The following is an 18,434-nucleotide window of genomic DNA, read 5'->3' as shown; positions in this document are numbered from 1 at the left end:
CAAAAACGGCTCTTGCGATAATTAAAAAAATAGTCAGTTTCTAGTTTAAAGCCAAAGCTTTCAATTCCTGGATAGCCAGATATGCCATTAAGCCACTACCAATCTCCAAGGCAGACTCATCAATGTTAAAGGTAGGCGTGTGGACCGGCGAGGTGATGCCTTGGACTTCGTTGCGAGTGCCCAATCGGTAAAAGCAGGCGTCTGTGGTTTGGGAGTAGTACGCGAAATCTTCGGCAGTCATGTACATATCCAGGTCAATCACATTCTCTTCGCCTAAATACTCTTGGGCCGAGGCTTTGGCGCGGGCGGTGAGTTGGGGCTCGTTCTTCAGGAAAGGATAGCCATCCATGATGTTGATGTCACAGGTGCCGCCCATGCTTTCCACCAGTCCTTCGGCCAGTTTCTTCATGTGTTGCTTGGCCTCGGCGCGCCAAACTTCGTCCATGGTTCTGAACGTGCCTTCAATATATACTTCATTGGGAATGACGTTGGTAGCCCCGTTGGCAATAACCTTCCCAAACGACAGCACCGATGGTGTCTTAGGATTGGCTCTTCTGCTCACAATCTGTTGCAAGGCTACCAGCAAATGCGCTGAAATCATGACCGGATCCACCAGTTGCTCGGGCAGACCGCCGTGGCCTCCTTTGCCCTTGACCGTGATGTAAATCTCATCTGCGCTGGCCATGTACATACCACTCCTGAAGCCTACTTTGCCCACCTCCAGCGGCGTGAACACGTGTTGCCCCATAATGCTCTGCGGCGCGGGATTCTGCAAGACCCCTTCTTTGATCATCAAAGACGCTCCCCCCGGAAACTTCTCCTCGCCGGGCTGGAATATCAACTTGACCGTTCCTTCAAACTGGTCGCGCAATTCGCTTAAAATACGCGCCGTGGTGAGTAGTGACGAGGTATGCACGTCATGGCCGCAGGCGTGCATCACGCCTTCATTTGTAGATTTGTAGGCCACTTCGTTTTGCTCCAGAATAGGCAAGGCATCTAGATCGGCGCGCAGGGCGGTGGTGGCTTTCTCTGGGTTCTGGCCTTTGATGAGCACTACGATCCCCGTCTCGGTCATGCGCTGGGGCTCCAGGCCCATATTCTGTAGTTTTGCAAACACGTAGGCAGACGTTTCATGCTCCTGGAAAGAAAGCTCTGGGTGCTGGTGCAGGTGTTGCCGGGTGGCTACGGTGTCTTGTGCGTATTGCTGGGCTAGCGACCGAATCTGGTCTTTAAGGTCTTGCATAGGACAGGTGATAAAATCTGGCGCAAAGTTAAGGCTATAAAATGAGACTGCCGTTTTTGGCCTCTTTTCTGGAAAGTAGGTCAAAAACGGCAGTGCGTGTCTCGTGCTTTTTTCCTTTAGAAGTTCTTAGGAATGTTAATGGTCTCGGGCACAATCAAGGCGTTGGGAATCAAATCTTTTATCTTAGACAAAGCCAGTTGCGCCTCTACCCTGCTCATAAAATCCCCAACCTTTAACTGATACGTGGGTTGCTTGTAGGTGAGGTAGTCTTTCTCTGCCGGCAGGCGCTGGATGATGCTGTTGCGCAAGTCCATGGCCGCCTTGCGCTCATTGCCCGTGAAGGCCAGGATGCGGTAACCATTGGCGTATTTGATGTTCTTGTTCATCAGGGCCACGCTGTCCATGAGCACCTCTACTTGTTCACGCAGGTCTTTGGTAGGCGTAACGGCAGCCGCAGTGCTTGGCGTACTGCTGGCAGAGGCCGCCGGAAATACCGTTCTATACTTGCCTACATCGACCGCGGTGGCCACACCGCCTTCGTTTTTGCTTTTAGAGGAAGAAGTGGCGGTACCGTCCCCGTTCGCGGACGCGCTGCTACTGGCGGCGCAACCGGTTAATACGGCTACAGCCACCCATAAAAATGCTCTAGTTGTCATCTGTGTCCAAGTCATAGCAGAGAGACGCCGGAGGATGTTCCAATCCGGTCTGCCCCTGCCTTCACCAACGCAAGTGCCGCTTCCTTGGTTTTGATTCCGCCGGAAGCTTTGATTTTAATGTGTTCTGGAAGGTTAGCGCGCATTAATTGAATGTCTTCTACGCTGGCCCCTCTGGCCGCAAAACCGGTAGAGGTTTTCACGTAATCCACCTCGGCCTGCACGCAAATGGCGCAAATCTGGATAATTTCTTCCGGGCTGAGGAGCGCGGTTTCAATAATCACTTTCAAGACTGCATTCTTGAAGTGGCACAGCGTGCTCAGTTCATGCAGTTCGGCGGTAACGTCATCCAATAGCCCAGATTTGAAGGCGGCAATGTTCATGACTACGTCAATCTCGGTGGCGCCTTCGGTGAGGGCCTGGTGCGCCTCAAAGAACTTCACTTTAGCCAATTGATATCCCAACGGGAACCCGATAACCGTAGCAATCTGCACGCCGGTGTCCTGCAAAGCATCTACGGCCTGGCGCACAAAGCACGGCGGCACGCACACGGCGGCAAACTGATGGGCAGCGGCCTCTTGGCACAACTGGGCCACCATCTGCTGGGTAGTGTCAGGCCTGAGCACCGTATGGTCAATATACGGCGCCAGGCTCTGCTCCATGAGGTTATCCAAATTAGTCTTCAATTAAGATGCAACGGTTGTTGAGCAAGTCGTTTTCTACGTTCTTGTACTTCACGTCTTTCATCACCCGTCCGTCTGCGTACTGCACGCTTACGCGGTCATTACGGCCGGCATGCTTTTCTACTCTGATAGGAGCCTGCTTTTGCACGGGCGCCTCTGGCATGTTCGGCATGGACGGAGCGCGTTGCTCTTCTAAGGTAGAATGCACTTCTTCTTTCTGCTCCTGCAACCTTGGCGGTCTTGGCGCCTGCGTTTGGCGGGCTTCCTGTACCGGTGGTGCCTGCTCCTGTTGCTGCGGCAAGTCTGCCTTGAACAAGAAAGAAATGGTCTCTTCGTTTACCTTAGCAATCATGCGCTTGAACAACTCAAACGACTCAAACTTGTAAATCAAGAGTGGGTCTTTCTGCTCATACACCGCGTTCTGCACACTTTGCTTCAAATCATCCATCTGGCGCAGGTGTTGCGTCCAGGCTTGGTCAATGGTCGCCAGCGTGATGATTTTCTCCACGGTTTTGATGAGCTCCTTGCCATGGCTGTTCACCACTTTCTCCAGGTTAGCCACCGCCGTGATTTGCTTACGACCATCTGAGAACGGAACGGCAATGTTTTCAATCATTGGGCCGCGGTTCTCATAAATGTCCTTCATGATAGGCGCCGACTGCTCCATGATGTGCTTGTTCTTGCCCAGATAGAAATCCAGAGCCTCATTGTACAAGCGGTCAATCAAGTTATTTACTGGCTGGGCAGATAGTTCTTGCGCCGTGATGCTGGTATTGAAACCGTACACTCTAATGATGTGCAACAAGAAGTCCTCATGGTTGCCAGTCACTTTGTAGGTATTGACAATGTCAACCGCCGTGTCATCAATCATGGTCCAAATGTCCAGCTCCAGACGCTCGCCATACAAGGCATTGCGACGGCGCTTGTACACTACCTCGCGCTGGGCGTTCATCACGTCATCATACTCCAAGAGGCGCTTACGCGTCCCGAAGTTGTTTTCCTCTACTTTCTTCTGAGCGCGCTCAATAGAGTTGGTAATCATGGAGTGCTGAATCACTTCGCCTTCCTCCAGACCCATGCGGTCCATTAAACGGGCAATACGGTCAGAACCGAACAAACGCATTAAGCTGTCATCCAGAGACACGAAGAACTGCGAAGAACCCGGGTCCCCCTGACGACCGGCACGACCACGCAACTGGCGGTCTACGCGGCGCGACTCATGGCGCTCAGTACCAATAATGGCCAATCCGCCGGCGGCTTTAGATTCTGGGGCCAGCTTAATGTCCGTACCACGGCCCGCCATGTTGGTGGCAATGGTCACCGCTCCTGGCTTACCAGCCATGGCTACAATCTCCGCTTCACGTTGGTGATGCTTCGCGTTTAGAACCTGATGCTCAATACCACGCATTTTCAGCATACGGCTTACCAGTTCAGAGATTTCCACGGACGTGGTACCCACCAGCACCGGACGCCCAGCTTTGCTTAGTTCCTGAATCTCTTCAGCTACGGCGTTGTATTTCTCTCTGATGGTTTTATACACCTTGTCGTGCTCATCCTTACGCTGGGCTACACGGTTGGTAGGAATCACCACCACGTCCAGTTTGTAGATTTCCCAGAACTCACCGGCCTCTGTCTCTGCTGTACCGGTCATACCGGCCAGCTTGTGATACATCCTGAAGTAGTTCTGAAGCGTCACCGTGGCGTAGGTCTGCGTGGCGTCTTCTACGCGCACGTTTTCCTTGGCTTCAATGGCTTGGTGCAATCCGTCTGAATAACGACGGCCTTCCATCACACGACCTGTCTGCTCATCTACAATCTTCACCTTGTGGTCTTCGGTCACGATGTACTCCGTGTCTTTCTCAAACAAGGTGTAGGCTTTGAGCAACTGGTTGATGGAGTGCACCCGTGAAGACTTCTCCTGGTAATCCTGGATCAGTTTCTCTTTTTGGTGCAGTTTCTCATCCGCTGATAGTTCTTTGTGGTTCTCAATATTGGCAATCTCGGTTCCAATATCTGGCAAGATGAACAGCTGCGGATCTTCGCCTTGGCCCGTAATCAGGTCAATGCCTTTCTCCGTCAGTTCAATCTGGTTGTGCTTCTCGTCAATGGTGAAGTACAAAGGCGCGTCTGCCTCTGGCATCTGGCGCGAGTGGTCTTGCAGGTAGAACGCCTCTGTCTTTAACAACAATTGGCGTACCCCAGTCTCACCTAAGAACTTAATCAATGGCTTGTTTTTAGGCAAACCTCTGAACGCTCTGAACAAAGCTAGTCCGCCTTCTTTCTCGTTTCCTTCTTTAATTAAGCGCTTGGCTTCTACCAGGAAATTACCCACTAGTTTACGCTGGGCTTCTACCAGAGAGGCCACGCGTGGCTTTAGGATATAGAATTCGTGCTCATCACCACGTGGAACCGGGCCAGAGATAATGAGAGGCGTACGGGCATCGTCAATTAAAACGGAGTCAACCTCATCCACCATGGCGTAGTGGTGCTTGCGCTGTACCAGTTCATCCACTTCGCGGGCCATGTTGTCGCGCAGGTAGTCAAACCCGAACTCGTTGTTGGTACCGTAGGTAATGTCTGCTAAATAGGCTTTGCGACGAGCATCTGTATTGGGCTGGTGCTTGTCAATACAGTCAATGGTGATGCCGTGGAACTCAAACAAGGGCGCCATCCACTCAGAGTCACGCTTGGCCAAGTAATCGTTCACCGTCACCACGTGCACGCCGCGCTTGGCTAGCGCGTTCAGGAACGATGGCAGGGTTGCTACCAAGGTCTTACCCTCACCCGTGGCCATCTCGGCAATTTTACCCTGGTGCAAGACAATACCACCAATCAGCTGTACGTCATAGTGCACCATGTCCCAGGTTACCTCAGTACCGGCGGCGTTCCATTTGTTGGCCCAAACGGCTTGGTCTCCCTGAATCTGCACGTTGGGTTTGCGGGTGGCAATCTCACGATCAAAGTCAGTGGCGGTCACGGTCAGCTGGCCGTTTTCTTTGTAGCGGCGGGCAGTTTCTTTGACAATGGCAAAGCCCTGCGGAAGCACTTCCATGAGCACCACTTCCAGTTCTTTGTTGCGGTCTTTCTCCAGCTCGTCAATCTGCACAAAGATGCCTTCCTTCTGGGCGATGTCCAGGTCTGGCTCATTTTCAATGCGCTGGTGCAGGGCCGCTATTTTATCATCAATGGGTTTCAGACGCTCGGCAATGGTAGCCTGTACCTGTTGGGTACGCTGGCGCAGTTCGTCGTCAGAAAGGGAAGCCAATTTTGCGAACTCTTGGTTGATAAGAGCCACGTACGGCATTACTTCTTTGATGTCCCGTTCTGACTTAGTGCCGAAAAGTTTGGCGACTGTCTTCCCAAAAAAATCAAACATATAGAGCTAATTAAAAGGATGTACTAGATTCGATTTCAAAAATAAGCGGATTTTCCGACAATCTGCTACTAAGCCAAAACAATACCAGTTGAGTAAGAGTGCCTAACACCTGACGGGATGGCAGAAAAATTAAAAAAAAGTTTACAATTCTGGGGAGAGGCCTAAAAAGAAAACCGTTTTTGGCCTGTTTTGCGAGAAACAGGCCAAAAACGGTTCATCCCACAAGAGAGGCGGGCTAGGCTTGCGCGGCCATTTCAAAGGAAGGGTCCTGGTCTTCCAACGCGGCAACCGGCGGCCTGAAACAAACTTCGCTCTGCCATAAAAACCGGCGCAGGGCGTCTTCTACAGATGGCAGGTGTATTCCCTTCTCAGAGGCTAGGGCCGTACAGGCAGGACGCGGCGCGGGCAGGTTAACATCTTTCTGGGGCACTGGCTGCAAATGAGGAGCCGCCTCTAAACCAGCCACCTTGGCAGCCAGATCGGCCAACTCTGCCCAGGTGTATGTGCCTTGGTTGGCCACGTGCCAGATGCCGTGCGCCTGGTCCAGGAGCAGGTCTAAGGTAGCGCTCACCAAGTCGGGTACGTAGGTAGGTGTGATTTTAGCGTCTTCTACCGCAGTAAACGGCTCGCGGTGCGCAAACGCCCGCAAGGCATGAAACACAAAATTATGCTCATCCCAAGGCCCAAAGAACGCGCTGGTTCTAATCACCAGGGCCCCTGGCATGGCCGCCAGCACTTGTACTTCGGCCAGCAGCTTGCTTCTGCCATAGACATTCACAGGGTTGGGCTGATCGGTTTCGGTATAGGGTTCTGCCTTTTCTCCGTTGAAAACCAAGTCTGACGAAAACGTGACAAATGCGATGTTGCGTGCTTGGCAGTGTCTGGCCAGGCAAACGGGCCCCTGGGTATTCTCGCGGTAGCAGGCCATGGAATCATTCTCCGCGTCATCTACGCGCACGTAGCCGGCGGTATTGACCAGAGCCCACGGCTTGTATTTGGTCAAGGCTTTCTCCACCGAGGCTGAATCCGCAATGTCCATGTCCTGCCGGGTGAGCAGCACGTAGGGCAAGCCACGGTCTTCACAGATTCTGGCAAAGGCTCTTCCTAAGGTTCCGGTGGCGCCCGTGATTAAGAGCGGCGTATGGCTTAGTTCTTCCAAATCCACCGGAAGGCCGAAGCATTCAGTAGCCTCCTGCGGTTCTGGATACAAGGCTCTGTTGGATCTTTTCCACCAGCCGGGCAGGCGGGCAATATGGTGGGCGTCTTGGCCAGCGGCGAGTTTCTTTAACAGATGCGCCGCTGCCGTGGCTCTGGGGGTACCGCTGCGCACATCAAACACGCCGCACTCGTAATGCCCGTTGTTCTGGGTGAGCAAGGTGTTCCAGTCATAAGCCCCCAGCAGCGACCATGCAGTGACGGCCAGTACGTTTTTGCCCTGTTTCCGGAGAAAAAGCCCAGAATCCCAGACCTCATGCAACCACCGCATCTGCTCTTCTCTGGAACAGCCCAGATGCGCTTCGGTCACCACCACCGGCACGTTGTAGCGGTCGCAGGCATCCGTCAACAATTGCTGTAAGCCTACCGGGGTCACACTGGCCACCCGTACGGCTTCTACATCAGCGTAGCGGTGCTGGTCGTTGCTGCCATGCGTGTGCACGGGGTACTGTATCAGATGCTCGTCTAAATAGCGCTCACTGGTGACATAGTAATTAACGCCTATGATGTCTGCCGGGCAGGGATTGTTTACTAAATCCAGCAAGGCTTCAGTGGACAGTTGCGAGCCGGTTAAATAGTCCCACAAGGGATGTTGCGGATTTACTTTTCCGGCCAGCAGGTCCCAGGACAGCCACCGACGATAGTTCTCAAAATCTGCCTGATATTGCAGAGTGGGGGTAGCGTGGATGTAGCCCAGGTCATCGGTCTGCACTAATTTGGCTTCAGGAGTGATTTCCCGGATGGCTTGCATGGCCAGTTGTGTGCCTTTGATCTGGTTATAGAGTGCTTTTACAAACGAGGCATCGTCCTGCGCATGCGGATACCAAAGACCATACAAGGCGCTAAACCTGGCCGTGGTCAAAGGTTCATTGATGGGCGTGTAGTGTGTGACCCAGGGAAACTGTCTGGCCACGGATTTGGCATAGGTCGCAAACTTCTCTGGGAAGTCTGGGTCTAGCAAGTTGGTATATTGCGGGCCACTACCGTGATGTAGCAGGCCCACAATAGGATCTATGGAAAGGTCACGCAGTTTGTTCAACCGCTCTGTGGCCCATTCCCAATTCTGGTTTTCTGGATGTTCTGGGGCAACGTGCTCCCAAAGCACCGGGTACCGTAGCTTTTTGATGCCCAAGTCTGCCACCACCTCCAGGTCTGACAGTCTATGGGCATGCCCGCTCTGTGCCAGCTGATCAAAGTACTGCTCCCCTACCCGGTTGACTGTACACTCAATGCCGCCCCAAAGCTCAAGGTTACCCATTCGTGCTCAGTTTGGTGGAACTTCCGTTAAGGGCCTGACGCACTTCCTGCGGAATGCCAGAGACGCCGCCCAGTTCAGGCAGCTCCTCCTTTGGGTTTCCCATCAGTTTTTTGTGCAGAGTCAAGGCCTGGGCCACTACCTGGTCCATGTTGTAGTACTTGTAGGTAGCCAGACGGCCCACGAAATGAACGTTGGGCGTAGCCTCGGCTAGCTTCTTGTATTGGTTGTACAGCTCGGCGTTTTCTGGTCTAGGCACTGGGTAGTACGGGTCTCCCTCTGCGCGCGGAAACTCATACACCACGCTGGTCTTCTGGTGCTGCTGACCGGTCAGGTATTTAAATTCCGTGATGCGCGTGTACAAATGGTCATTTGGATAATTCACCACTGCTACTGGCTGAAACACTTCTTTGTTCAGCGTCTCATGCTTGAACTCCAGGGACCGGTACGGCAGCTTGCCAAACTTAAAGTCAAAGTACTCATCCACGGGGCCCGTGAAAATCATCTCCTTATAAGGAATGAAGTCGATGATCTCATGGTAGTCTGTGTTGAGCATGATTTTGATGTTTGGATGGTCCATCATCTTCTCAAACATCTTGGTGAATCCGTGCAAAGGCATGGCCTGGTAAGTGTCTGTGAAGTAACGGTCGTCCCGGTTGGTGCGGGTGGGTACGCGCGAGGTCACCGACTTGTCCAGTTCAGACGGGTCCATGCCCCACTGCTTGCGCGTGTAGTGCTTGAAGAACTTCTCATACAGCTCACGGCCCACCTTGCTCACCACCACATCCTCAGAGGTGCGCACTACGTCTACCTTCTCTGCCACGGACTCAAAGAACTTGTCCAGCTCAAAGGAGGTCAGGTTTAAGCCATAAAGTTGGTTGATGGTGTCCAGGTTGATGGGCATGGGCACCTGCTGACCGTCTACGCTGGCCAACACGCGGTGCTCATACGAGCGCCACTCAGTGAACTGGCCCAGGTATTCAAACACTTCCTTGGAGTTGGTATGGAAGATATGGGGGCCGTACTTGTGTACCAGAATGCCGTCTTCATTGTAATGGTCATAGGCATTTCCGCCAATATGGGGGCGCTTGTCTATCACCAACACTTTTTTATTAGAATAAGAAGCCAATCTCTCTGCCAATACACTGCCGGCAAAACCAGCACCCACAATCAGGTAATCAAACATATATGTGTCTGTTAATCTCGTTTTTAACTTATTTTCTGAAAAAGAGCCCAAAAACGGTTAGACGCCGGCTCTTAGTTTTTTCTCTTGCTTTTCTTTGGTAACGTTGTGCATGAGGCGCACCATGTTCTGCCAGGTTTTGTCCCAAGAGATGCCAGCCAGGTAGTCATCTGTGCGGCGCATCCAGTCCTGGTCTTCTCTCTGCACCAAGGCTTTCTCAACGGCAGCCTCAAAGGCAGCAGCACCATCGGCAATGTGCACTAGGTCAAGATCACCATAGGGGCGCACCACGTCTCTGATGGGCGTGGACACCACCGGTCTGCCCGCGGCCAGATATTCTGGTGTTTTGGTAGGACTAATGAACTTGGTAGACTCATTCTGCGCGAACAACAGCATGGCCACATCCCAGCCACTCAGGTACGACGGCAGTTCTTGGTACGACTTGCCCCCTAAGTAATGGATATTTTCGGCCTGCGGCAAATGCGCCGGGTCAATTTTCACCACCGGCCCGATGATCACAAACTGCCACTCTGGCCGCTTGGCAGACAAGTCTCTGAGCAACTCAATGTCAAAGCGCTCATCTACCACGCCAAAGAAGCCCATACGCGGGTGCGGGATATGGGCTTGGTCTGCGGGCTCCTGGTGGTTTTGACGAGCCGTGGCAAAGTGGGCCTTGTCAATGCTGCTCGGGAAGGCATACACTTCCTGGTGGCGGTCTTTCTTGGCTTCGTATAAGCTCTGGCCACCAGTAAAGACCACATCGGCTTTCTCCAGCATTTCAGCTTCTAACTCAAGTAATCTTGGCGGCGCAAACTTGAAGGCAGACAGCTCATCCATGCAGTCAAACACGGTGAGGCTGGGTTTGAAATGACGCGTGATTTCCAGAGCCATGGGCGTGTAGTACCAGAAGACGGACTGCTCCAGATTATTCTCCTTGAAGAAAACGTTCAACAGTTCAATCTGTTTGGCATCTGACTCTTCTGGCGTTAAACCGTGCGGAAGGTGCGCAATGACCAAGGTGACGTTGCCTTCTTCGCGTTGGTGTGTCTCTAATCTTGGCTCTGCGTTGTCTTCAAAGTAAGGTTCTTCAAAAAAGTAGAGCTGGGTATGTTTGGCGAATCTGGAAAGCAAGTGTTGCGGGCGTTGGTACACAAAGTCCCAGCGCAAATGCGAGAGGCACACAATGGCCGGTACGCTCTGCAGATATGCCTCCAGGTTAAAAGGAGCACTCTTTTTAGCAATGACCTTGGGGGTGGATGCTTTGGCAGGGGTATAAGCGGTGCTTGAGGTGCTTACTTCTGGCTCAGAAGAAACATAGCTGCTCCCTACGCCAGGGACGAAATCAGAATCTAAATCTAACATATTATGCGGTATAGCTAGGTATATCAAAACAAAGAGAAACGTTGCCGTTTCTCTAAATACTACCTACTCTTACGCACAATCCACAAAAAGGCTACAAACGTGTCCTCTAGATATTTAATTATATCTAAGAATAACTATATTTTTATTCTTACTTAGGTACTATTTAGGGTCTGGTCTTTAAAATAGGGTATTTACCGCATCAGGGTTTACTCAAGACTATTTCAGTACTTTTTGATACTCAGCCACATCCTCCCAGCCGTTGTTTTTCTTCAGCCAATCTCTTTTGATGCCTATTTGCGTGAACCCGGCCAGTTCAAACATCCGCCGGCTGCCCATGTTGGACACCGCCACAGAACAATACAATTGGTGCAGTTGCAGGGTCTGCCGGGCGTAGTCCACCAACAATTCCAACGCCTCTTGGCCGTAACCTCTGCCCCTGTGTTCTGCCACCAGCGCAATCCCCAAGCCCGCCCGCTGGTGCAGAGGCTCAAAGTCAAACAAATCTATGGTGCCTATCACCTTTCCTGATTCTTGCAGACACACCATGAACCGCAGCTGCCGCGTGGCATAGATATCTGAGAGCGCATTGTCCAGGTACTGCCGCAGCATGTCTTTGGAGAACGGCGCCACCGAGAGACTCACCGGCCACAGGGCAGTGTCATTCTCAAACAAATAAAGAAAATCGAGGTCTGAGGGTTCGGGGGCGCGCAGGTAAATACGGTCAGTCTGGAGAAGCGGCATCAGGCAGGGTGCTGTTTTTGGGCTGTTTTCTGGAAATAAGGCGAAAAACGAATTCTAATTTAGCACGATTTCGCCTTTGAACACCTGTTCAGCCGGCCCGATCAGGAACACGTTTTTAAAGCCCTGGCCATCCTGCTCAAAACTTACCTGCAACTCGCCGCCCAATACTTGAATGTGCACCGGGCTTGTAAAACCTTCCCTGCTAGCCGCCAAAGCGCAAGCCGTCACGCCGGTACCGCAAGAGAAAGTCTCATCTTCCACCCCGCGCTCATAGGTGCGCACAAACAAGGTGTTGTCTGCCTTCTGCTCCACAAAGTTAACGTTGGTGCCCTCGGATTTAAACCGATCTGAGTACCGGATGGCACGCCCTTGATTGAACACGTCCAGTTCCTGCAAGTTATCAACGGTCTTCACATAGTGCGGCGAACCGGTATTCATAAAACAAGCGTCTTCCAAGTCTTCAATGCCGTCCACGTCCTTCATCTGCAAATGCACTAGGCCATGCTCCACGGTAGCACGGTGCGGCCCGTCTGAGGCAATAAAATAAGCCTCCGTCTCAATTACGCCCATGAACTGCGCGAAGGCCACCAGACACCTTCCACCGTTGCCGCACATAGAACCCAGGTTGCCGTCTGCGTTGTAATAGACCATCTCGAAGTCATAGCCTTCCTGTTTTTGCAACAGCATCAGACCATCGGCGCCCACGCCTTTACGACGGTCGCACAGAAACGCTACCTGCTCATGCGTCAAGGAAACGGCCCCGTTCAGGTTGTCTATCACCACAAAGTCATTGCCGGTGCCCTGGTATTTATAGAAAGTGAGTTGCATTGGTTAAGGTGCTAATTTTTGAATGTGCTGATGTGCTAATTGATTTGAAAATTTGGAGATGTGCCGATTTGGAGATGTTTGCTCCACTACAATTCCTGTATACGTTTTTGGCCTACTTTCTGGGAATCAGGCCAAAAACGACAACTTCAGATTTCTTTAATCATTAAGTGAGCATAGTCAACTGCTTACTGATAACTATTAACTGCCAATTGAAACCTGTTTATTGTTTACGGATAACTGTTAACTGCTCCCTGTTTCCCGTACCTTTGCAGGCTACACCACAATGACAAAGATATGTATTCTTTCCTGACCACTAGCGCCTGGACCGATTACGAACTGATTGACTGCGGCAACTTTGAGAAGCTGGAGCGATTTGGTGACTACATTCTGGCGCGGCCAGAACCGCAGGCCGCCTGGGACAAGCACCTGCCCGATAGCGAGTGGACGCGTCTGGCCCAAGCCACGTTCAAGCGCGAGAAAGGCAATCAGGAAAAAGGCCAGTGGTCTTTGAAGAAAGGCATGGCCGAGCAGTGGTTCATCAACTACCGCTACCATGACTTAAAACTGAGATTCCGATTAGGACTTTCCTCCTTTAAGCACGTGGGCTTGTTTCCGGAGCAGGACCCCAACTGGCAGTTCATCTTTGACCGCACCCGCGCCCTTCCCGGCAAACCGAAGGTCCTCAACATGTTCGCCTACACCGGCGGCGCCTCTCTGGCCGCCAACGCCGGCGGCGCCGATGTCACGCACCTGGATTCTGTGAAGCAGGTCAACTTCTGGGCCCGCGAGAACATGGAAGCCAGCAAACTGGACAACATCCGCTGGATTGTAGAAGACGCCATGAAATACGCCCGCCGCGAAGTGAAGCGTGGCAACAAATACCAGGGCATCATCCTGGACCCTCCTGCTTACGGCCGCGGCCCTGACGGAGAGAAATGGCTTCTGGAGGAGCAACTCAATGAGCTCATCAAGCTTTGCTCAGAACTGCTGGACCCTGAGAACAACTTCTTCGTGATTAACTTGTACTCTCTGGGCTTCTCTGCCTTGATTCTGGACAACCTGATTAGAGCCTCGTTCGGGAAGACCGTAAAGAATGAAGAACTAGGCGAACTCTACCTGCAAGACCAAGGCCAGCGCAAATTACCGCTGGGCACCTTCTTTAGGTTTAGTTCTGAAAAATAGAGTTGATCTGTTGGTAGTTCAGTAATAGCCTTTCTCTATTGTCATCCTGAAAGGATCTTGGTTGTAGACTAGAAAGATGTTGGAATAGGTGCAGATTCCCCCCTTGAGGATTGCCCAAACGCGAGTTTGAGGCAGCGAGCGGTAGCTCTGAAGAGGGGTGTTTACACAAGCAGATATACCGGGAGGTAAATGGAATGTGTAGGAGATAATGCAGTTCCTAGTCTCTCTATAAAAGAGAATCTGATGTGTAGCATAAAATGCGCTTACTCAACGGCCAATCTAGCTTGCCCACAAGATCCTTTCAGGATGACAACAGTGAGAGGCAGATTTATAAAGCCATTGATAAAAGTCGTTTTTGGTCTGTTTTTCAGAAAATAGGTCAAAAACGACTTTCTTTGTTCTGTAGCAGATAAATAGAAGAAGCTGAAAAAATACTTAAACAGGTGTCTGGCATAGCGGTTCTTCTTTCGTATTATCCCAATTGGTGTCAAAACAGTGAAAGAACCTCTAGAACCACCAATTCCTAGTTGTTAATTATTAATTCTTACTTAATCAGATGCGTCGTTTAGCTCTCATAGACCTGGGTACCAATACGTTTCACTTGCTCATTGCTGAAATTTCAGATTCTGGCGAGCGCACCTTCTTATATAGAACCAAAGTGCCGGTGAAACTAGGCCAAGGCGGCATCAGCAAAGGAGAGATCCTGCCTGATGCCCGGGAGCGAGGGTTGGCCACGCTAAAAGACTTCAAGCGAATCATTGAAGAGCATGGCATCACGGAGATAAAAGCCACCGCCACCAGCGCCATCCGCAATGCTAGCAACGGAATGGAAATGGTAGAGGCCATAAGAGAGCAGACGGGCATTGAGGTACAGGTCATCTCGGGCGCCCGGGAAGCCGAACTCATTTTCAAAGGCGTACAGGAAGCCCTTCAGATGGGCTCTAGCCCGGTGCTGGTCATGGACATTGGCGGCGGAAGCGTGGAGTTCATCATTGGGTCAGACAAAGGCATTCTCTGGAAGAAAAGTTTCGAGATTGGGGCCCAGCGCCTGCTGGACAAGTTTTTCCACCATGACCCTATGTCAGCTGGCGAAGTGAAAGCTGAACGCCATTACCTGCACGACCAACTGCAAAAGCTTACCGCGGCCGTGCTGCAATGGCAACCAGACGTGTTGATTGGCTCCTCAGGCACGTTTGACACGCTTATTGATATGGACTTAGCCAAACGCGGCCTCCCCGCCCGTGATGAAAATGCCTCTCCGGAGAGTGACCTGACCTTGGAGTCTTTTCAAGTACTGCACAAAGAATTACTTACCAAGAACCGCGCAGAACGCCTCGCCATCCCGGGCATGCTGGAGATGCGCGTGGACATGATTGTAGTGGCCACGGTGATGATTGACTGGGTGTTGGAGAAGTATAACATGGAGCGCATCCGGGTTTCTTCCTATGCGCTCAAAGAAGGTCTACTGGCGGAGATGCTGAAGTAGGGAACAATAAGTAGTAATTGAAAGAATACTAATGCTCAGAAATATTAGCAAAACCTTCTTAGCAGTACAAACATTTGGCATTCTCTCCTGCTGGTCGTTAATAATATGGGCAATTTTAAAATCAGATGGACAGCATGATACACTTGGACTCTTTGTAACAGGATTTCTTGCGTTATCAATTTACCTGCTTGTATTCTGGATTATCAACCTTCGCCTTTTACAGAAAGTTGAGGTATATGCACAGAGAGATTATTTAAAGCTTGCATTAATCTTCCTATTAGCCATTGTGCCTTTAGCAATAGTGACTGTAATAGTTATACAGACATAACTGCTAAACTCAATCAAATAAGAAAAAGAAGGATGAGAATAGCGTTTTTGGTTCTTTTCAGAAAAACAAGCCAAAATCGGATTAGCCAATTCCCTTCTTCCTAAAGATGGAGGGTTTGACGTTTCAGACTATGTAGAGACAATGGCACTGGCTTGTCTCCTGCGTAATTCAATCTGCTGGTGTAAACTCCCCTCTTCGCTCCCCTCAAGGGGAGAATCCGCGTTTAATACCAGTTGTTTTGGATGGGAGCACACTAGTCATCCCCCTATCCCCTTCAAAGGGGACGGAATGCATGCAAGACCTTGTAAAAAATAAAACCTATTTCGAATAACGAACAACTAGCAACGAATAACGCCCTGAAAACAAGAACGGCCTCCCTTAGTAAGGGAGGCCGTTCTTGTTTTGAGACTAGGTTAACTTCTTGAATTTCTTCTGATAGGCTTTGTTGAGCTTTTTCAGGTCTTTGTTGCCGGCGGTGTAGGTTTCTGCCATGGCTTTGTAGTTGGCTTTTGGGTTGGCCTGGGCATCACGGGTAGCTAGTTGTTCGCCTACCAGTTCCTGCAGTTTGTTCAGGTTGTAGCCAGAGTAGTCCAGCACGATTAAGCGCTTGAGCAGGTCAATGGCGGCTACCGGTTCAGCGTTGGCGGCGGCGTATTTGGTGACTTCGGCGATGAAGGTTTTGTTGGCGTGCTGTACCCCGAAGTTCACCAGTTGCGCATGCACCAAGCCAAATCGTGCCAAATCAGCATCTTGGTACTGTTGGCCTGCTTGCAGGTAGGTTTGCACGGCCTCAGCCATTTGGCCTTTGCTCACCAAGGCATCAACCTGAATCAACATCTCTTGATAGCGGGCCGGGGCGTCAATGCGAGTCAACTCTACGTCTGCGGTGGCGGAAGAAATGGCACAGCCGCCGTTCTCTCTGGCGCTGGCAATGGCTTCCTCCAAGGCGTTGGCGGCCAGGTAAAATTTCTTCTCACTGCTCAACTGCAAGGCGGTTCTATAATACTGGTCATAGGCGCTTTGGGCGTTCTGGCATTCTTGTGAGAAAATCCGCTGGCTTAAGCCTCTGAATTTTACATCCAGGTCTTTGTCGTTTACCAAGCCGTATTTTACTTGCATGGCAGACACCTCACCAGCGGCGGTGCGGGCTTGCGCCAATAGGTTACCAAGGGCTTGTTGCTCGGCTACGCCAATTTTGGCTAGTAGTACCGGCTTGGCCGCTTGGCGGGTCAATGAAACTGCATCTGCTTGCTCCTTCAACTGATAGTCCAGGGCTTTGTCTTTGGCTTTCTCAAAGGCGGTAAGGGCGTTGCTGAATTGCTTGGCCTGAAGGGCTTTTCTGCCGTCGGCCATGAAGTTGGCGTAGTACTGTTGCTGAACTTCGCGCATTAAGTTGCGAGCGTCTACGTCATCACCAATAGCGGTTTTGTTCTGCTGGGCGAACGCCTGGGCATCGCGGGCTATTTTCTCAGCTTGGCCTAGTTGTTTCTGGGCCAGGGCTTGTTGTCCCGCTTTCAAATAATTGTCATAGATACCATTCTTGGCTTGGGCAATGCCTCTGTCCCATAGCTCTGGGCGGCAACGAAGGCTAGAGATGCTTCGGCAGAACTCACGGGCGTCTTCAAATTCTTGCAGGGCCTCGCGGTACTTGCCCTGGTTGTTAAGTCGTTCGCCTTCGCGCACATAGTCATTCTGGATATCCAGGGCCAGCTCCTGTGCAAATCTATAAGTCTCAGGGTCTGGTTGCATGCCGTTTAAGATGTCGCGGGTGCGTTGTCCGGCTTCTTTCACATAGCCTTCTTTCAAGTCCAATCTAGCCAGTTGCAAATGAGACGGTGCGAAGGCCGGATTAGCCTGAATAGAGCGCATGAAGAAATCACGACCACCGCGCACATTTCCGTTCATGGCCAGCTCCAGGCCGCGGCTGTAGAAAATCTCGGGCAGGCGGGCGTACATCTGGTCTAGGGCCAAGGCGCGCTCCTTGAACTGGTAGGCCAGGTCTTTCATTTTGCGTCTCAACTGTATAGGGTCGTTCTGGTTCAGGTCCAGTTCGCGGTCCAGGTTCTTTCTTTCCAGACGGTCTAAGTTGGCTTGCAAAGAAATGAGGCGGTCTTTGTGCTGGGCCAGGTAATCAATGTCATTGGGGTTGATGGCTTGCAGTTCTCTGGACAGTTGCGCCAAGCGGTTGTCCATCTCATAATACTCCTTTACTAAGCCAATGCGCTCACTTACCGCGTTTCTGTTGCGAGCAGAGAAGTCCAGGTTGCGGTCTATCACACGCAGTTTATAGCCTTCAAAGGCAGAAGTATCTTGAATAGTTGCCTGTACCAACTCGGCAGAACCGTCGCGGTTGATGTCTTTGCTGGCCACGGTGATGGTTTGCAAGACTTTGTCCTCGCGGCCCAACAACTGCACCTTGGCACTCATTACGCTTGGGTCAAAGGCCTGCGCCATGTCAAACCCGCGGTAGGGCACTCTGTCCCGCACGCGCACGTTGCGCACCTGCACAGACAGGGTAATCTGCCCGCCGCTTTTGGTGATGCGCTCCTGCTGTTCAAACTCTATGGGTAGCAACAGTCTGGTACGTCTGTTAGAAGGCATCTCCAATTCCTCGGCCATTCTAGCCAAGGTCTGGTTGTCTATGCTAGAAATAGCAACAGATTCGTGGCGCTTTTGGTCATAGATAACCTTAGACTGCGCCATTGCCTGACCGCTCAATAAGAGCAAGGCAGTGAAAACGAGGAAGTGTAGGCGTGCTTTCATAATATTAGCTTTTACTGATATTCAGTCTAAGACAAATTCCATTCCAGAAAATGCAGTAGCTTGAATCTCTATCCAGAAGATGCTTAAGAAGCCTGTCTGGTTGCTTGAATGGGCTGATTATTCTTGGAGAAAATTT

General features: G+C 51.3%; 12 protein-coding genes. 2 read left to right on the top strand and 10 right to left on the bottom strand.

Annotated elements, in window-relative coordinates; translation table 11 throughout:
* Window positions 1-40: 40 nt before the first annotated feature.
* The 9 genes from GU926_RS15575 to dapF all read right to left on the bottom strand — a co-directional run bounded on the left by GU926_RS15575 (window position 41) and on the right by dapF (window position 12,539).
* A complete protein-coding gene (locus GU926_RS15575; RefSeq protein WP_160693493.1) occupies window positions 41-1,243 on the bottom strand; it encodes a M20 metallopeptidase family protein in 1,203 nt (400 codons plus the stop codon).
* A 116-nt stretch (window positions 1,244-1,359) separates the two neighbouring features.
* Window positions 1,360-1,899 (bottom strand): sporulation protein, encoded by a 540-nt coding sequence (locus tag GU926_RS15570; RefSeq protein ID WP_232058356.1) that lies wholly within the window; start codon window positions 1,897-1,899, stop codon window positions 1,360-1,362.
* 11 nt (window positions 1,900-1,910) lie between these two features.
* Window positions 1,911-2,558, bottom strand: a complete 648-nt coding sequence (gene deoC / locus GU926_RS15565) for a deoxyribose-phosphate aldolase (protein WP_160693491.1) — start codon at window positions 2,556-2,558, stop codon at window positions 1,911-1,913.
* A 13-nt stretch (window positions 2,559-2,571) separates the two neighbouring features.
* Window positions 2,572-5,955 (bottom strand): preprotein translocase subunit SecA, encoded by a 3,384-nt coding sequence (secA, locus tag GU926_RS15560; protein WP_160693489.1) that lies wholly within the window; start codon window positions 5,953-5,955, stop codon window positions 2,572-2,574.
* 235 nt (window positions 5,956-6,190) lie between these two features.
* The gene (rfbD, locus tag GU926_RS15555) at window positions 6,191-8,428 is read right to left on the bottom strand and encodes a dTDP-4-dehydrorhamnose reductase (RefSeq protein WP_160693487.1); all 2,238 of its coding nucleotides are present in this window, start codon (window positions 8,426-8,428) and stop codon (window positions 6,191-6,193) included.
* Window positions 8,421-9,611: a UDP-galactopyranose mutase gene (gene glf / locus GU926_RS15550; protein ID WP_160693485.1), complete on the bottom strand. Its 1,191-nt coding sequence runs from the start codon at window positions 9,609-9,611 to the stop codon at window positions 8,421-8,423. Before glf ends, rfbD begins: the two co-directional genes overlap by 8 nt.
* A gap of 57 nt (window positions 9,612-9,668) precedes the next feature.
* Window positions 9,669-10,970, bottom strand: coding sequence for a glycosyltransferase (locus GU926_RS15545; RefSeq protein WP_160693483.1), 1,302 nt, complete (start codon window positions 10,968-10,970; stop codon window positions 9,669-9,671).
* A 216-nt stretch (window positions 10,971-11,186) separates the two neighbouring features.
* Window positions 11,187-11,711 (bottom strand): GNAT family N-acetyltransferase, encoded by a 525-nt coding sequence (locus GU926_RS15540; RefSeq protein WP_160693481.1) that lies wholly within the window; start codon window positions 11,709-11,711, stop codon window positions 11,187-11,189.
* A 54-nt stretch (window positions 11,712-11,765) separates the two neighbouring features.
* Entirely contained in the window at window positions 11,766-12,539 is a 774-nt protein-coding gene (gene dapF / locus GU926_RS15535; protein ID WP_160693479.1) for a diaminopimelate epimerase, read from the bottom strand.
* A gap of 294 nt (window positions 12,540-12,833) precedes the next feature.
* Here dapF and GU926_RS15530 point away from each other — a divergent pair, with 294 nt between their 5' ends.
* Together GU926_RS15530 and GU926_RS15525 are read left to right on the top strand one after the other, a co-directional pair.
* Window positions 12,834-13,721 carry a class I SAM-dependent methyltransferase gene (locus tag GU926_RS15530; RefSeq protein ID WP_160693477.1) on the top strand — a complete coding sequence of 296 codons (888 nt, stop codon included), beginning with the start codon at window positions 12,834-12,836 and terminating at the stop codon, window positions 13,719-13,721.
* 556 nt (window positions 13,722-14,277) lie between these two features.
* Entirely contained in the window at window positions 14,278-15,207 is a 930-nt protein-coding gene (locus GU926_RS15525; protein ID WP_160693475.1) for a Ppx/GppA phosphatase family protein, read from the top strand.
* A gap of 736 nt (window positions 15,208-15,943) precedes the next feature.
* Here the strand turns inward: GU926_RS15525 and GU926_RS15520 are convergent.
* A complete protein-coding gene (locus tag GU926_RS15520) occupies window positions 15,944-18,298 on the bottom strand; it encodes a hypothetical protein (protein WP_160693473.1) in 2,355 nt (784 codons plus the stop codon).
* Window positions 18,299-18,434: the final 136 nt, after the last annotated feature.

Origin of the sequence: Nibribacter ruber (assembly GCF_009913235.1) — a bacterium.
In the GTDB taxonomy this organism is placed as follows: domain Bacteria; phylum Bacteroidota; class Bacteroidia; order Cytophagales; family Hymenobacteraceae; genus Nibribacter; species Nibribacter ruber.
The sequence above is the reverse complement of the archived record's forward strand: the minus strand, read 5'-3'. Positions and strand labels throughout refer to the sequence as shown.

What these genes read in the sequence shown, in the direction of transcription:
- GU926_RS15575 (WP_160693493.1), bottom strand. Translation starts at nt 1,243, where the DNA reads ATGCAAGACCTTAAAGACCAGATTCGGTCGCTAGCCCAGCAATACGCA.
- GU926_RS15570 (WP_232058356.1), bottom strand. Translation starts at nt 1,899, where the DNA reads ATGACAACTAGAGCATTTTTATGGGTGGCTGTAGCCGTATTAACCGGT.
- deoC (WP_160693491.1), bottom strand. Translation starts at nt 2,558, where the DNA reads ATGGAGCAGAGCCTGGCGCCGTATATTGACCATACGGTGCTCAGGCCT.
- secA (WP_160693489.1), bottom strand. Translation starts at nt 5,955, where the DNA reads ATGTTTGATTTTTTTGGGAAGACAGTCGCCAAACTTTTCGGCACTAAG.
- rfbD (WP_160693487.1), bottom strand. Translation starts at nt 8,428, where the DNA reads ATGGGTAACCTTGAGCTTTGGGGCGGCATTGAGTGTACAGTCAACCGG.
- glf (WP_160693485.1), bottom strand. Translation starts at nt 9,611, where the DNA reads ATGTTTGATTACCTGATTGTGGGTGCTGGTTTTGCCGGCAGTGTATTG.
- GU926_RS15545 (WP_160693483.1), bottom strand. Translation starts at nt 10,970, where the DNA reads ATGTTAGATTTAGATTCTGATTTCGTCCCTGGCGTAGGGAGCAGCTAT.
- GU926_RS15540 (WP_160693481.1), bottom strand. Translation starts at nt 11,711, where the DNA reads ATGCCGCTTCTCCAGACTGACCGTATTTACCTGCGCGCCCCCGAACCC.
- dapF (WP_160693479.1), bottom strand. Translation starts at nt 12,539, where the DNA reads ATGCAACTCACTTTCTATAAATACCAGGGCACCGGCAATGACTTTGTG.
- GU926_RS15530 (WP_160693477.1), top strand. Translation starts at nt 12,834, where the DNA reads ATGTATTCTTTCCTGACCACTAGCGCCTGGACCGATTACGAACTGATT.
- GU926_RS15525 (WP_160693475.1), top strand. Translation starts at nt 14,278, where the DNA reads ATGCGTCGTTTAGCTCTCATAGACCTGGGTACCAATACGTTTCACTTG.
- GU926_RS15520 (WP_160693473.1), bottom strand. Translation starts at nt 18,298, where the DNA reads ATGAAAGCACGCCTACACTTCCTCGTTTTCACTGCCTTGCTCTTATTG.